This is a genomic window from Pseudomonas sp. Tn43 (genome assembly GCF_014192635.1).
Classification (GTDB): Bacteria; Pseudomonadota; Gammaproteobacteria; order Pseudomonadales; family Pseudomonadaceae; genus Aquipseudomonas.
In genome coordinates this window covers 381,487-397,243 of the sequence record NZ_JACHYG010000001.1, presented here as the reverse complement: position 1 = coordinate 397,243, position 15,757 = coordinate 381,487, and the positions used below count along the sequence as shown (strand labels likewise).

The 15,757-nt window shown below is 59.7% G+C and carries 14 protein-coding genes; 8 read left to right on the top strand and 6 right to left on the bottom strand.

The genetic code is table 11. The annotated features are described in order from the left end of the window. The first annotated feature begins 65 nt into the window (after positions 1-65). The 6 genes from FHW68_RS01735 to FHW68_RS01710 all read left to right on the top strand — a co-directional run bounded on the left by FHW68_RS01735 (position 66) and on the right by FHW68_RS01710 (position 7,690). The gene (locus FHW68_RS01735; protein ID WP_183678362.1) at positions 66-1,286 is read left to right on the top strand and encodes a helix-turn-helix domain-containing protein; all 1,221 of its coding nucleotides are present in this window, start codon (positions 66-68) and stop codon (positions 1,284-1,286) included. 36 nt (positions 1,287-1,322) lie between these two features. Next, positions 1,323-1,952, top strand: coding sequence for a PQQ-binding-like beta-propeller repeat protein (locus FHW68_RS01730; protein ID WP_183678360.1), 630 nt, complete (start codon positions 1,323-1,325; stop codon positions 1,950-1,952). A 103-nt stretch (positions 1,953-2,055) separates the two neighbouring features. Next, positions 2,056-2,748 (top strand): DUF2238 domain-containing protein, encoded by a 693-nt coding sequence (locus FHW68_RS01725; RefSeq protein ID WP_183678358.1) that lies wholly within the window; start codon positions 2,056-2,058, stop codon positions 2,746-2,748. A gap of 156 nt (positions 2,749-2,904) precedes the next feature. Continuing rightward, positions 2,905-6,105, top strand: coding sequence for a glycogen debranching N-terminal domain-containing protein (locus tag FHW68_RS01720; RefSeq protein ID WP_183678356.1), 3,201 nt, complete (start codon positions 2,905-2,907; stop codon positions 6,103-6,105). A gap of 144 nt (positions 6,106-6,249) precedes the next feature. After that, complete coding sequence (locus tag FHW68_RS01715) at positions 6,250-7,320, top strand: hypothetical protein (protein ID WP_183678354.1); 1,071 nt, start codon at positions 6,250-6,252, stop codon at positions 7,318-7,320. A 16-nt stretch (positions 7,321-7,336) separates the two neighbouring features. After that, positions 7,337-7,690, top strand: coding sequence for a DUF1428 domain-containing protein (locus FHW68_RS01710; RefSeq protein WP_095635148.1), 354 nt, complete (start codon positions 7,337-7,339; stop codon positions 7,688-7,690). A gap of 14 nt (positions 7,691-7,704) precedes the next feature. On the opposite strand, the gene FHW68_RS01705 is transcribed toward FHW68_RS01710, so the two are convergent. After that, the gene (locus FHW68_RS01705) at positions 7,705-7,899 is read right to left on the bottom strand and encodes a hypothetical protein (protein WP_095635147.1); all 195 of its coding nucleotides are present in this window, start codon (positions 7,897-7,899) and stop codon (positions 7,705-7,707) included. 126 nt (positions 7,900-8,025) lie between these two features. Here FHW68_RS01705 and thpR point away from each other — a divergent pair, with 126 nt between their 5' ends. Continuing rightward, a complete protein-coding gene (thpR, locus tag FHW68_RS01700) occupies positions 8,026-8,565 on the top strand; it encodes an RNA 2',3'-cyclic phosphodiesterase (protein WP_095635146.1) in 540 nt (179 codons plus the stop codon). 194 nt (positions 8,566-8,759) lie between these two features. On the opposite strand, the gene FHW68_RS01695 is transcribed toward thpR, so the two are convergent. The 5 genes from FHW68_RS01695 to FHW68_RS01675 form a co-directional block, all read right to left on the bottom strand. Further along, a complete protein-coding gene (locus FHW68_RS01695; RefSeq protein ID WP_183678352.1) occupies positions 8,760-9,857 on the bottom strand; it encodes a polyamine ABC transporter substrate-binding protein in 1,098 nt (365 codons plus the stop codon). Positions 9,858-9,992: 135 nt separating this feature from the next. After that, positions 9,993-10,877 (bottom strand): ABC transporter permease subunit, encoded by an 885-nt coding sequence (locus tag FHW68_RS01690; protein WP_183678350.1) that lies wholly within the window; start codon positions 10,875-10,877, stop codon positions 9,993-9,995. After that, positions 10,874-11,755, bottom strand: a complete 882-nt coding sequence (locus FHW68_RS01685) for an ABC transporter permease subunit (protein ID WP_168185154.1) — start codon at positions 11,753-11,755, stop codon at positions 10,874-10,876. Before FHW68_RS01685 ends, FHW68_RS01690 begins: the two co-directional genes overlap by 4 nt. Positions 11,756-11,784: 29 nt before the next feature. Continuing rightward, positions 11,785-12,927 (bottom strand): polyamine ABC transporter ATP-binding protein, encoded by a 1,143-nt coding sequence (gene potA, locus FHW68_RS01680; RefSeq protein WP_063343315.1) that lies wholly within the window; start codon positions 12,925-12,927, stop codon positions 11,785-11,787. A gap of 350 nt (positions 12,928-13,277) precedes the next feature. Continuing rightward, complete coding sequence (locus FHW68_RS01675; RefSeq protein ID WP_183678348.1) at positions 13,278-14,039, bottom strand: gamma-glutamyl-gamma-aminobutyrate hydrolase family protein; 762 nt, start codon at positions 14,037-14,039, stop codon at positions 13,278-13,280. 280 nt (positions 14,040-14,319) lie between these two features. Between FHW68_RS01675 and FHW68_RS01670 the strand changes: the two genes are divergently transcribed. Then, on the top strand, positions 14,320-15,696 hold the full coding sequence (locus tag FHW68_RS01670) for a glutamine synthetase family protein (RefSeq protein WP_183678346.1): 1,377 nt from the start codon (positions 14,320-14,322) through the stop codon (positions 15,694-15,696). Positions 15,697-15,757 lie beyond the last annotated feature (61 nt).

Here is a 15,757-nt window from a genome sequence, read left to right as displayed (position 1 = left end):
GGCGGTCGTGAGATAGACTGATCAGCGGGCATCGGACGGTGGGGGTGACAGGTGGCGCGCTTCAGATGGATTCGCTGATCACGGCGGCGGCCCGTGCGCTCGCGGCGGGTGATCCCTTCGGCGCGCTGAACCGCATCGCCTTGCGCGACGATGCGCCAGCCCTCGCGCTTCGTGGCATCGCGATGGCGCAGTTGGGCGACCTTGTGCGCGCGAAGGCGCTGGTGCGCAGCGCCGCACGTGCTTTCGGGCCGAAAGAGGCCTTGGCCCGGGCGCGCTGTGTCGTCGCCGAGGCCGAAATCGCGCTCGCCTCGCGGGATCTGAACTGGCCGACCAAGGCACTCGACGCCGCGCAGGCAACGCTTCAGGCGCACGGCGACTGGGTCAACGCCGCCCATGCGCGGTACCTCGAGATCCGCCGCTTGCTGCTGATCGGGCACCTCGAGGAGGCTGAACACCGGCTCGCCGAACTCGATCCGACACCGTTACCGCCCGCATCGAGGGCAGCTTACGAACTGGTCGTGGCGGGCATCGCAATGCGTCGCCTGCAAACAAAAACGGCGCGCGCGGCACTTGAACGGGCCGAGCGTGCCGCACAACACGCCGCTATTCCCGCGTTGACGGCCGAGGTCGAAAGCGCCGCGCGCATCCTCGACACGCCGGCGGCGCGGCTGATTGTCGGTGGCCAGGAACAGCCGCTGCTGCTCGATGAAATTGAAGCGTTATTGGCATCCACCAAGCTGGTCGTGGACGCCTGCCGGTATGTCGTGCGCGACGCAGGCTCGACGGTTTCACTCGCCCGGCGGCCGGTGCTCTTCGCGCTCGTTCGGGCGCTGGGCGAAGCATGGCCCGCCGACGTGCCGAGGGAGACGCTGATTGCGCGCGCCTTTCGAATGAAATTCGCGGATGACTCCCATCGCGCGCGGTTGCGTGTCGAACTCGGGCGATTGCGCGCAGCGTTGCACCAGATCGCCAATGTCGTCGCGACCCCGCGTGGGTTTGCGCTGGTGCCGCACGATGCGCGTGACGTGGTGGTGCTGGCGCGGCCTGTCGAAGAGCAGCATGCGACGCTGCTCGCCTTTCTCGCCGACGGCGAATCGTGGTCGAGTTCGGCCCTGGCGTTGGCGCTTGGCGCCAGCCAGCGCACCGTGCAACGGGCTCTCGACACGCTGGCGGTGGCCGGCAAGGTGCAGTCGTTCGGTCATGGCCGGGCCCGTCGCTGGATGACCCCGCCGGTTCCGGGATTCGCGACGGTATTGTTACTCACAGGGTTGCTGCCCAATGATTAGCATCCCTTCACCAACCCAGTGAATGAGGAGCAAGGCATGAAACATTCAACGGCTGAAATTATCCGCGAATATGGACCTTTCCCCGGCGTCGACAGCGTGCATGGCGTCACCCATGACGGCCGGCAGGTCTGGTTTGCCTCCGGCGACAAACTCAATGCCCTCGATCCCGCGAGCGGCAAGACGCTGCGCTCGATCGATGTCGCCGCCCACGCTGGCACAGCCTTCGACGGTCAGCACCTGTTTCAGATCGCCGAGGATCGCATCCAGAAAATCGACCCACAGACCGGTCGCGTGCTCTCCACCATCCCCGCGCCCGGCGGCGGTGGCGATTCGGGGCTCGCCTGGGCCGAAGGGACGCTTTGGGTGGGTGAATATCGCGAGCGCAAGATTCATCAGGTCGACCCCCAGACCGGGACAGTGCTGCGCACCCTCGAATCCAACCGCTTCGTCACCGGGGTAACCTGGGTCGAGGGGGACCTGTGGCACGGCACCTGGGAAGGTGACGAGAGCGAGTTGCGGCGAATCGATCCGGCCACGGGCGACGTGCTGGAGAGCGTCCAGATGCCGGCTGGCGTCGGGGTCTCGGGACTTGAGTTCGATGGTCACGACCGGTTTTTCTGTGGCGGCGGCAACAGCGGGAAGGTGAGGGCGGTGCGCCGGCCTTGATAAGCGTTGGGGGCGGGTATCGGGCCGCCATACCCGCCCAGAAAAAACGAACTTGCGAAGCGGCCGTGTCTCGAATTTAAAAGACTCGAGAAGAAGGCGCCCAATGAGCACGTCAGTAGGCGCAAAAGACCTGAGTACTCACAGCAGACCTCTGCCGGTCATGACGCCCAAAGAGCACCCGCGATACGACCTGGCGCTGTTGATTGCATTTCTTCTTATCGTCGTCGCGCTGGGAATTTCGCCCCATAGCCGAGTGGACTGGGTCCTGGAAAATCTGCTGGCCCTGCTGCTGGTGCTGGTCCTGATCGGCGTTTACCGACGGTTCCGCCTGTCTGCGGTTTCCCTCAGCCTGGTGTTCGTTTTTCTGTGTATTCATGAGGTGGGTTCGCACTACACCTATGCGCTGGTGCCCTACGACCGCTGGTGCTCAGCCTTGACCGGGATCAGCCTCAACAAAGCCCTCGGGTTTGAACGCAATCATTACGATCGGCTGGTGCATCTGACGTATGGACTCTTGATGGTGTATCCGATTCGGGAAGTGCTTGTACGAATCACGCCGCTGCGGGGTTTTTGGGTTGGGTTCATCGCGTTGAATATCGTGCTGTCGACCTCGGCTGTGTATGAAATCGTCGAATGGATAGGTGGGCAATACCTGGGAAAAGACACGGCAAAGGCTTTTGTCGCTGCCCAAAATGACCCATGGGATGCTCAGGCCGACATGGCGCTGGCGGTGGTGGGGGCATTCTTCACGCTATGGGTCGTGTGGTTACGGCGACGGTTGTTTCGGGTAAGTTAAGCCATTCAGCTGCTACAGGATTAGGTCGTATAACCGGATGGAACTGTTGTAGCAGGCGCACCGTCAATCGAGGATAAAGCCGCCAGACCTCGGCGAATAGAAACGCCGAGACGCTGGAGGCCTTAATTCTTCGACCCCATGACGGAGGGCCTCTCCATGAGGATCGCTCAGATCGCGCCGCTCACCGAACGTTGTCCGCCCCGTTTGTATGGTGGCACTGAGCGGATTGTGTCTTACCTGACCGAAGAGCTGGTGCGCCAAGGCCACGATGTCACGCTTTTTGCCAGCGGCGATTCGCAAACCTCGGCCCGCCTGGAGTCAGGCGCACATCAGGCCTTGCGGTTCGATCCAGGCGTCAAGGACGGAGCGCCTCATCACATTCTGATGCTTGATCAAGTGCTGCGTCAGGCGGATCAATTCGACGTGATGCATTTTCATACCGACATCTACCATTTCCCCCTGATTCGACATTTGGCCGGGCGCAGTGTGACCACGCTTCACGGGCGTCTGGATATCAGCGATTACCAATGCTTTTACCCTCACTTTCCCGAAGTGCCGCTGGTTTCGATTTCCAAGGCGCAGCGCAGTCCGGTGAAGGGCGACGTCAATTGGGTGGGCAATGTCTACCATGGCATTCCGCGCGATTTACTAGCCTTCAACCCTGAGCCGCGCGGCGACTATCTGATGTTCCTGGGGCGCATTTCTCCCGAAAAACGCCCGGACCGTGCCATCGAGATTGCTTCGAAGGCCGGGCTGCCATTGAAGATCGCCGCCAAGGTCGACAAGGCCGATCAGGTGTATTGGGAAGAAATCATCGCACCGATGATCGCCAGCCGGGCAAATGTCGAATTTCTCGGCGAGATCGATGAATCCCAAAAGGCAGGCTTGCTGGGCAATGCCCGCGCCTTGATCTTTCCCATCGACTGGCCCGAGCCGTTCGGCCTGGTCATGATCGAAGCCATGGCGTGCGGCACGCCGGTGATTGCGTTTGGTCAGGGCTCGGTGCCGGAAGTGATCGACGAGGGCGTATCCGGTTACATCGTCGATGGCATTGCAGGAGCGGTGGCGGCGGTGCAGCGGTTGGGAGCGCTGGATCGGCGCAAGGTGAGGGCCAGGTTCGAGGAACGGTTCACGGTCGAGCGCATGACCAATCATTATCTTGAGTTGTACCGTCATCTGACGGCGGGCAACACGTATGGGCATCCGTCCACACCCTTCGACATTCCGGCCACCGCGTCGCTGCAAGAGCTGCGTTTGCGTAACTTGAAAAATAACGAGACCTTTGGGGTGTTCGACCCCAATGGCGATGTGCTGTTTGCCGACGACAGCCCGCAAGGGATTTTCCACACCGATACCCGCCACCTTTCCGGGCTTTACCTGACGCTTAACGGCATGCGCCCGCTGTTGCTCAGTTCCACGCTGCGTGATGACAACGCAATGCTCACGTGCGACCTGACCAACCCGGATCTGTTCGACAGCCATGGCGAAAAAATCCTGCACCACGATTTGATCCATTTGCGCCGTTCACGGTTCTTGTGGAAGGGCTCCTGCTACGAACGCCTGACCCTGCGCAATTTCGACGACGTTCCTCAGCTGTTGAAACTGAGAATTCAGTTTGCCGCCGACTTCAAAGACCTGTTCGAAGTTCGCGGGGCCCGGCGTGCGCAACGCGGCGAAGGGCACCGGGCAGAGATTACCAATGAAGAGGTGGTGCTTTCCTACACCGGCCTGGATCACAAACGGCGCATGACCCGCCTGCGTTTTGCCCCGGTGCCGGTCAGCCTGACTTGCGATTCAGCGTTGTTCGAGGTTCGGCTGGCCCCGGGGGAAAGTCAGTCACTGTTCATGGACATTAATTGCGGTGTGCAAAACCCGCCGTTTACGGTGCGCCACGGCTTCTTTATTTCATTGCGCGATTCCCGGCGCGAGTTACGCACATTCTCTTCCCGAGCGGCCTCGATGGCGACCTCCCATGATGTGTTCAACGAAGCAGTCAGCCGCAGCGTGTCCGACCTTTACATGCTTATGACCAAAACGGCGGAAGGGTTATATCCCTACGCGGGTATTCCATGGTTCAGCACTGTTTTCGGACGAGATGCCCTGATCACGGCATGGGAGATGCTGTGGTTCGATCCTGGTATTGCCAAAGGTGTACTCGGGCATCTGGCCGCCAATCAGGCAACCATCATTGACCCTCACGCCGATTCGGAGCCCGGTAAAATCCTGCACGAAATAAGGCTGGGAGAAATGGCTGAATTGGGCGAGGTGCCGTTCCGCCGCTACTACGGCAGCATCGACTCCACGCCGCTGTTCGTCATGCTGGCCGCTGCCTACCTGGAGCGCACTAATGATTTGAGTACCGTGCGTCAGCTCTGGCCGAATATCGAAGCGGCGCTGACCTGGATCGAGGAATACGGCGACCGCGATGGCGACGGTTTTGTCGAGTATGGCCGCCAGTCTGCCGAAGGGCTGATTAACCAGGGATGGAAAGACAGCCACGACTCGGTGTTCCATGCCAATGGACAATTGGCCACCGGGCCGATTGCGATTGTCGAAGTTCAGGCCTACGTGTATGGGGCCTGGACCGGTGCGGCCAGAATAGCCAGCCGGCTGGGGGATTCGGACCGGGCTCAACAACTGAAATACAAGGCTCAACGTTTGCGCGAAGAATTCGATAACCGCTTCTTCGACGAAGAACTGGGCACTTATGTATTGGCCCTGGACGGCCACAAAAAGCCCTGCCGAATCCGTACTTCCAATGCCGGTCACGCCCTGTTCGCGGGCATCGCTTATCCGGAGCGCGCGGCAACGGTCGTCAGTACGCTGATGGAACGCTCATCCTTTTCCGGCTGGGGCGTGCGCACTGTCGCAGCTTCCCAGGCTCGCTATAACCCGATGAGTTATCACAACGGCTCTGTCTGGCCCCACGACAATGCGCTGATCGCCGCCGGCTTCGCCCGCTACGGTTACCGCCGGGATGCGGCGCGTATTTTCGAAGGGCTGTTCGCCGCCTCGACTTACATCGATCTGCGGCGCTTGCCTGAACTGTTCTGCGGCTTTGCCCGGCAACGTACCCAAGGGCCGACGTTCTATCCAGTCGCCTGCATGCCCCAGGCCTGGGCCGCTGCTGCGCCGTTGTCGATGATTCAGTCATGCCTGGGAATGAGTTTCAGGCCGAGGAAGCTCAACATCCTGTTCGACGAACCGGTGCTCCCGAGCTTTCTAGACACCATCACCTTGCGGCGTTTGGCCGTGGGTGGTGAATGTGTGGACTTGATGCTCCGGCGCTCGGGGGAGAACGTCATGGTCGAGGTTCTCAATCGCCAGGGACCGGTGCGAATCCTGAGTACCAGTTAAGGTGATGCGGGGAAAGTAGGGGCTATTTTGGGGGGCACCCTCCATCCATCTGACGGACGGCCCCCGACCCCGACCTATACTCAAATCAGCACGGTGTTTAGCGTCGGACATTTCGTTCGACGAGACATGTAGGGCCCCGCGATCTTGAACCTGCGTTCGCTGATCGTCGCTGTGTTAGTGATCTTGGCGGGATGCGCCACGCCTACGCCTGCCCCGGTGATTGTGGTGCCGGTGGTGGTGTCCCAGAGCACCTGGCAGCAGGTAGACCGGGAGATTATCGTCGCTTCGCAACAGGCCACCGAACAGGCCAGGGTTTATGCCCGCGGGTCCATGGAGCATTGGCGCACGCGGGTTTATCAGCAAACCGAAGAGGTCTTCATTCCGTGGTTCAGCAGCTACTGGACCCAGGAATGGCTGTCGATGAAAGTCAGCTGGTACACCCTCAATGCCGGCGACGAGCAGGATGCGACGACCAAACGCCTGGCCGCCTATCTGCTGGAGCAATATCACCGGCGCGTGCTGGAACCGGTGGCGGTGGAGATCGATCCCGACGCGATCCTTAGCCAGGCAACGGAGTTTTATGTGCAACTGATGGGGCAGCAGCTCGAAGTCATTTCCAAACGTCATGGCGTACCGATGGCGCAGCTCAACAGTCGTGTCCAGAAAATTCCGGCTATTGCACTGGGCCCGCCGTCTGCCCGTGACGCTTCGCTGTATCAGGTAGTGCATGCCGAACTGAGCAAATTGCCGGCCTATCTGGCACTGATCGACACGATCCACGCGGCGGGCGGCGAGAAGGGCATCGCCTCGACGGACGCCGGCATGGCGCCGGTGGCCAAGCGTGCCAGCAAGCGAATACAAGCCGAAATGGCCCCGCGAGGGGCAGCCAGTGCGGTGGCGGCAGTGGCCGGGAAGGCGGCCGGTGCGTTGATTTCCGTAGGAGTGGCGGGAGTACGCGCGATGATTCAGGCCAACGACCGGCCCGACAGTGAAGCGCTGATCCGCAGCAGCCTGGGTAACTCGTTCGACAAGGCCTGGGTGAAGCTGGTGAATAACCCTGCCACCGGCGTCATGGCCGGAACGCTGTACATGGCCAGGCAGATCGAGGGCAACCTGGCCCTGACCCTCGAACAGCCCGCCGAGCCGTCGGTCGGTCTGGAAGCGGGAACTGTCGATTGGAGCCACGCTGATTCGACTACCCAACGAATCCCATAACCTGAGGAAAACGATCATGGCTTATGTCGATGGCTTCGTCGCTGCAGTACCCACCGCCAATCGCGAAAAATTCAAGCAGCATGCGCAATCCGCCGCCGAGATTTTCAAGGAAAACGGCGCCCTGAGCCTCGCTGAATGCTGGGGCGATGACGTGCCTGATGGCAAAGTGACCTCATTTCCCATGGCCGTAAAACTCAAGGAAGACGAAACCGTGGTGTTTTCCTGGATCGTGTGGCCCGACAAGGCCACCCGTGATGCCGGCATGGCGAAACTCATGAGCGATCCGCGGATGCAACCGGACGTCAACCCAATGCCGTTTGACGGCCAGCGAGCGATTTTTGGTGGTTTCGAGATGATCGTCAAAGCCTGAACAGGGTCGCAGGATCACTCCGGCGTCGGGGTGGTCCTGCAGCTCTTGCGGTTACGAATCTCGCTGTCCGACGGCCGCTCCTTGATGAATTCGAAGCGCGGCTCGCCTTCGTTGTAGTGAACCAGCCAGCCCCATTCCAGCTCGGATTCATCCTGGCCGGGTTTCGGTGGCGCGGCCCACCATGGCTCTTTGCTGATGATCTGACGCATAGCGGCCTCCCGTCGATTCGGTTGCTTCAACTATAACGCGCCTGCCGGCAGGTGCCAGAAATGCACTTGCTGGCCGGGTACTGCTTTGTAAAATCAAAGGGTCTCCGAAACCTTGAGGTGGCGAACATGAGCGATGAAACCCGTGAACCGTTCAAACGGCTGTTCTTCGCCCTGAACTGTGCCCCCGAACAACGCCGGGCCATCGCCCAATGGCGCAACGCGCTGGCGCTCAATGTCGGGCGTCCGGTGCCAGCGGAAAACTTTCATCTGACGCTGCTGTTTCTCGGTACGGTGAAAACGGAACAGATAGCGGGCGTCTGCGAAGCCGCTACCCATGTGCGGATGCCCGGCGTGCCGTTGACGGTGGTGCTTGATCGGCTGGAAGTCTGGCGTCGCTCCGGGGTTTTATTGCTGGCGCCCGCGCAGGCGGAGCCTGAGTTGCTGCGGTTGGTGTATGCGCTGGAACAGGCCATGTTGCCGTTCGGTTTTGAAGACACCCGGCGAGAATTTCGTCCGCATCTGACCCTGATGCGCGACTACCGGGCGCCGGTCCCTGAGTCCGCGACGCCGCCAGAGTTTTTCCTGCGGGCGGATCGTTTTACCTTGTTCGAATCCCGTAAAGGCCGGTACCGGGCGCTGGCCGAATGGCCGTTGGTTTGTGCCTGAAAAGGCGCCCGAAATACCACCCAACCCTTTCATTGATTGATCGTTCCCACGCTTTGCGTGGGAATGCAGCCCGGGACGCTCCGCGTCCCCTCCAGAGCCGAACGCGGAGCGTCCGTGGAGGCATTCCCACGCGGAGCGTGGGAACGATTAATGTGATAGCCCCATCGCGAGCAGGCTCGCTCCCGCATTTTGAATCACTTACCCAGCTTCACCCGCGTCCAGCCTCGGGTCATCACCCGTTGGATACCGATCGGCATATCCGGAATCGCATACAGCGTCGCCATCACCGCTTGTGGCGGGTAGGACCCCGGGTCGTTTCGAATCGCTTCATCCACCAGCGGCGTGGCCGCTGCGTTGGCGTTGCTGTAGCCGATATTGTTGGTGACTTCGGCGATGATGTCCGGGCGCATCAGGAAGTTCATGAACAGGTAGGCATTGTCGACGTTAGCCGCATCCCGTGGGATGGCGACCATGTCGTAGAAACTGCCGGCGCCTTCTTTCGGGATGCTGTATTCGATCTTCACCTTGTCGCCGGCTTCATGGGCGCGGGCCTTGGCTTGCAGCACGTCGCCGGAGTAACCGACGGCGACGCAGATGTTGCCGTTGGCCAGGTCGGAGATGTATTTCGACGAATGAAAGTAAGCCACCGACGGGCGAATCTTCATGAACAGCGCTTCGGCTTCAGCGATCTGCGCCTTGTCCCGGGAATTCACCGGGTAGCCCAGATAGTGCAGGGCAGCCGGGAGCATTTCTGTCGGTGAATCAAGGAAACTGATACCGCAGGCTTTGAGCTTCGCGGCGTTTTCCGGTTTGAACAGCAAGTCCCAGGAATTCACCGGCGCATCGGTGCCCAGTACTTCCTTGACCTTGGCCGGGTTGAAACCGATGCCGATCGAACCCCACATGTACGGGAACGCATGGCCATTGTCAGGGTCGCTGGCAGAGGCGTTTTTCAGAAGCACCGGGTTGAGGTTTTTCCAGTTTGGCAGCTTCGATTTGTCCAGCGGCTGATACACGCCAGCCTTGATCTGCTTGGCCAGGAAGCTGTTGGACGGCACCACGATGTCGTAGCCGGACTTACCGGCCAGCAAGCGTGCTTCAAGGGTTTCATTACTGTCGAACACATCGTAGGTCACGCGGATGCCGGTCTCGTCTTCGAACTTCTTGACCGTGTCCGGGGCGATGTAATCCGACCAGTTATAGACGCGCAATACCTTGTCATTGGCCTGGGCGCCGGTCGCCATTGCGCCCAATAAGGACAGTGTCAGCAGAGTCCTGCCAAACATTTTCATCGGTACAACTCCATTTTCTTTTTATAGAACACAGTAGGAGCGAGGCTTGCCCGCGAAGAACGATGACGCGTAATGCCTGAAAAACCGCGGTGTATTTTTCGCGGGCAAGCCTCGCTCCTACAGGACTTTCAGCGACTAAGCCGTCGCTTCAACCTGCTGGTTTTTCGGCTGCTGCCACGACTCACTGGCCGTCTGGTCCATCGCTTCCTGGATCGCCCGCTTGCGGGTGGCTTCGGCCCTGCGGCTGAAGTACCAGACCATGAACGTGACGAACGACACCGCCAGCAGAATCAAACTGGCCACGGCATTGATCTCAGGCTTCACGCCCAGACGCACCGCCGAGAACACTTCCATCGGCAAGGTCGTGGAGCCTGGCCCGGAGACGAAACTCGCCAACACCAGGTCATCCAGCGACAAGGCGAACGACATCATCCCGCCCGCCGCCAGCGATGGCGCGATCATCGGGATGGTGATCAGAAAGAACACCTTGAACGGACGCGCACCCAAGTCCATGGCTGCCTCTTCGATCGACAGGTCCAGCTCACGCAAACGCGCCGAAACGACCACCGCCACATAGGCCGCGCAGAACGTGGTGTGCGCGATCCAGATCGTGACGAGGCCACGCTCCTGCGGCCAGCCGATCAGTTGCGCCATGGCCACGAACAGCAGCAACAGCGACAGACCGGTGATCACTTCCGGCATCACCAACGGCGCCGTCACCAGGCCACCAAACAGCGTGCGACCCTTGAAGCGCGTCACGCGGGTCAGCACGAACGCGGCGAGGGTGCCCAACGCCACGGCGGCAATCGCGGTGTAGCAGGCGATTTCCAGCGAGCGCACCACCGAGCCCATCAGTTGCGAGTTGTCGAGCAGGCCGACGTACCATTTCACCGACCAGCCGCCCCACACCGTCACCAGTTTCGAGGCGTTGAACGAGTAGATCACCAGAATCAGCATCGGCAGGTAGATAAACGACAGGCCGAAAATCAGCATGAACTTTGAAAACCCGAAGCGTTTCATCCCCGTCCCTCCATCTCTTTGGCCTGGCTGCGGTTGAACAGCAGAATCGGCACAATCAGAATCGCCAGCATCACCACCGCCAAGGCAGATGCCACCGGCCAGTCGCGGTTGTTGAAGAATTCCTGCCACAGCACGCGACCGATCATCAGGGTTTCCGGACCGCCCAACAGTTCCGGAATCACGAACTCGCCGACCACTGGAATGAACACCAGCATGCACCCGGCAATGATGCCGTTCTTGGCCAGCGGCACCGTGATTTTCCAGAAGTTGTTGAAGGTGCTCGAACCCAGGTCCGACGCGGCTTCCAGCAAGCTGTGATCGTGCTTGACCAGGTTGGCGTAGAGCGGCAATACCATGAACGGCAAGTAGGCATAGACCACGCCGATGTACACCGCGGTGTTGGTGTTGAGGATCTCGATCGGCTGCGACGTGAGCCCGGTCCACATCAAAAACCCATTGAGCAAACCGTTGTTGCTGAGAATGCCCATCCACGCATAGACGCGAATCAGGATCGCGGTCCAGGTCGGCATCATGATCAACAGCAGCAAAACGTTTTGCGTTTCCTTGTTGGCCTTGGTGATTGCATAGGCCATTGGGAAACCGATCACCAGGCACATCAGCGTGCTTAAAAACGCGACCTTCAACGAACCGAAGTAAGCCGAGATGTACAACTCATCTTCGGTCAGCAGCGAGTAGTTGCCGATGTTCAGCAGCAACTGAAACTTCTGTTCGGCGAAGGTGTAAATCTCGGAGTAAGGAGGAATGGCCAGCGCCGCTTCCGAGAAGCTGATCTTCATCACCAGGAAGAACGGCAACAGGAAAAACAGGCACAGCCACAGGAACGGAATGCCGATGACCAGTTTGCGGCCGCTGGGCACCAGGCGCAGGAATTGCTGATTGAAGGTTCTCATGAGCGCAGTACCACGCCGCTGTCGTCTTCCCACCACACGTAGACCTGATCGTCCCAGGTCGGGCGTGCGCCACGGCGTTCGGCGTTGGCCATGAACGACTGGACGATCTTGCCGCCGGGCAGCTCCACGTAAAACACCGAGTGGCCGCCGAGGTAGGCGATGTCATGCACCTTGCCTTCGGACCAGTTATAGCGAGTCTCGGGCTTGAGGGTGCTGACCAGCATTTTTTCCGGGCGGATGGCGTAGGTGATCGACTTGTCTTGCACCGACGTGCTCACGCCGTGACCAACGTAAATCTTCTGCTCAAGGTCCGGGCTGTGAATGATCGCGTGACCTTCCAGATCCTCGACCACGGTGCCGTCGAAGGCATTCACGTTGCCGATGAACTCACAAACCATGCGGCTGACCGGCGCTTCGTAGATATCGACCGGGCTGCCAATCTGGGCGATCCAGCCCAGGTGCATGATCGCAATGCGTTCGGCCATGGTCATGGCTTCTTCCTGGTCGTGGGTCACCATCACGCAGGTCACGCCGACCCGCTCGATGATCTCCACCAGCTCCAGTTGCATTTGCGAGCGCAGCTTTTTATCCAGCGCGCCCATCGGTTCGTCGAGCAGCAACAGCTTCGGTCGCTTGGCCAAGGAACGTGCCAATGCCACACGCTGACGCTGACCGCCGGACAACTGATGCGGCTTGCGTCTGGCGTACTGGGTCATGTGCACCAGCCGCAGCATCTCTTCGACACGGGCGTCGATTTCGCTGGCGGGCAAGCGGTCCTGCTTGAGGCCGAAGGCGATGTTCTGCGCCACGGTCATGTGCGGGAACAGTGCGTAGGACTGGAACATCATGTTGATCGGCCGTTCGTACGGCGGCATGTCGGTGATGTCGACACCGTCGAGCAGAATCCGCCCTTCAGTCGGGCGTTCGAAGCCGGCGAGCATGCGCAGCAGCGTCGATTTACCCGAGCCGGAACCGCCAAGCAGGGCGAATATTTCGCCTTGATGGATCTCCAGGGACACATCGTCCACAGCAGTGGTTTCGTCGAATTTCTTGGTGACGCGGTCGACTTTCACCAACACCTTTTTCGGTGCCTGGTGACCTTCAAGAGCCTTCCTGTAGATGCTGGAGGCGTTTGCCATATGAAACTCCCAACAGGTTTCAGTCGTCGGGCCAACGCGGCCTGACTTAAGAGTGGATTGCAACCCGGGCCGTACGGTGCCAACGCAACCCCTGTAGGAGCGAGGCTTGCCCGCGAAGACGGTGTGTCAGTCGACATCATCGTTACCTGATACACCGCCTTCGCGGGCAAGCCTCGCTCCTACAGGGATTTGCGCTTACCCGTACCGGAGGGCTTATTCGGCACCGCCATCCTGGCTGCCTGGTCGTGCTTGTTGTTATTGCGGTTCATCTATTACGTGAACGACCGGCGCGCAAAGGCACGCCCGCCAGACTCACGGGGGCAGTTAAATCGTTGAATGCTTTTTTGAAGTCAGGGCGTATTACGCCGCGCCGCCCGTTGTCGGCACGCGTCGCCAAACGCCTGGAAAATACTCAAATAGGGAGGATTCGAAAGCACCTGCCATTCCGGGTGCCATTGCACGCCGACGGCGAAGGCCTTGCTGTTTTCGACGGAAATCGCCTCGATCAAACCATCCGGCGCGACAGCCTCGGCGCGCAGGCCGGGCGCCAGTCGGTCGATGCCCTGGCTGTGAATCGAATTCACCTGAAACACCTGCGGCAGGTCCAGCGCCTGGAACACGCCGCCCGGTTGCACACTCACCGCATGGGCCGGTGCGTACTGCACAGCCAAATCCGGATGATCCGCTTCGCGGTGGTCGAGGTAGCCTGGCAGTTCATGCACCTTCTGATGCAGGCTGCCGCTGAACGCCACGTTCATTTCCTGAAAGCCCCGGCAGATGCCGAGCACCGGAACGCCGGCGGCGATGGCTGCGCGCAGCAAGGGCAGGGTAGTGGCGTCCCGTTGCGGATCGTGATCCGTACCGGGGGCACTGGCCGGGCCTTGATAGTGGAAGGGTTCCACATTCGACGGCGAGCCGGTCAGCAACAGACCGTCGAGATGCGCGAGCAGGTCATCGATGTCGGTCAGATCGCCCAGGGAAGGAATGACCACGGGCAACCCCAAAGCCGCGATGCTGACAGCACGCAAGTACTTGTCGCCGCTGACGTGGTAGGGGTGCAGGCCAATCTGTTTGATGCACGCAGTAACGCCGATCAATGGCTTGAATGCCATTTTTATCACCTCGAAGTTTCACACTTGAACGAGCTTTTCCGGAGCTTAGCCTTGTTGATTTTAATTAACAACTCTCATGTAAAAAATTCTAAACGCCGCACGTCCGATCTTCAGGATTTACGCGGTGTGCAAGGCTGATCTGTCATTCTGATGCTCGAGAAAGGCCCGAAAATAAAGGTTGAAAGGCCAAGTGTTCGCTATTGACTTCACTTTGCCTTTCGGATTGACTGGGCTCGTGAAAGGGTAGTGAACATAATAATTAACAGCCAATAGGTGCATCATGTCGGTCCCTCTGCGTGCCGTTCAACTCAACGAAGCAAACGCATTCCTTAAGAAACATCCTGAGGTTTTGTACGTCGACCTTCTGATTGCGGATATGAACGGTGTGGTGCGCGGCAAGCGCATCGAGCGCACCAGTCTTCATAAGGTTTACGAAAAAGGCATTAACCTCCCGGCGTCGCTGTTTGCTCTGGACATCAATGGCGCCACGGTGGAAAGCACCGGCCTGGGTCTGGACATCGGCGACTCGGATCGAATCTGCTTCCCCATCCCCAATACCTTGAGCATCGAGCCTTGGCAGAAGCGCCCCACCGCGCAGCTGTTAATGACCATGCACGAACTCGAAGGCCAGCCGTTCTTTGCTGACCCCCGTGAAGTATTGCGTCAGGTGGTGAGCAAGTTCGATGACATGGGCCTGACCATTTGCGCCGCCTTCGAACTCGAGTTCTATCTGATCGACCAGGACAACGTGAACGGTCGCCCGCAGTCGCCACGCTCGCCGGTGTCCGGCAAACGTCCGCACTCGACCCAGGTCTACCTGATCGACGATCTGGACGAATACGTCGACTGTCTGCAAGACATCCTCGAAGGCGCGAAAGAGCAGGGCATCCCCGCCGACGCCATCGTCAAGGAAAGCGCCCCGGCGCAATTCGAAGTGAACCTGCATCATGTCAGTGACCCTATAAAGGCCTGCGACTACGCGGTGTTGCTCAAGCGTCTGGTGAAGAACATCGCCTACGACCACGAGATGGACACCACCTTCATGGCCAAGCCGTATCCGGGCCAGGCGGGCAATGGTTTGCACGTGCACATTTCGATTCTCGACAAAGAAGGCAACAACATCTTTGCCAGCGAGGATCCCGAGCAGAACGCCGCACTGCGTCACGCGATCGGCGGTGTGCTCGAGACCCTGCCGGCGCAGATGGCGTTCCTCTGCCCGAACGTCAACTCGTACCGCCGTTTCGGCGCGCAGTTCTACGTGCCGAACTCGCCAAGCTGGGGCATCGACAACCGTACCGTGGCGGTGCGCGTGCCCACCGGTTCGGCGGATGCGGTGCGCATCGAACACCGCGTTGCCGGCGCCGATGCCAACCCGTACCTGCTGATGGCGTCGGTGCTGGCCGGTATTCACCACGGGCTGACCAACGAAATCGAACCGGGCGCCCCGGTCGAAGGCAACAGCTACGAGCAGAACGAGCAAAGCCTGCCAAACAACCTGCGTGATGCGTTGCGTGAACTGGACGACAGCGAGGTCATGGCGCGCTACATCGACCCGCTGTACATCGACGTGTTCGTGGCGTGCAAGGAAAGCGAGCTGGCCGAGTTCGAGAACTCCATCTCCGACCTTGAGTACAACTGGTACTTGCATACGGTTTGATGGGCCAAACACCCGTCAATCGAGGATGTGGGTATCGACACCTCTTTGATGACGGCGAATA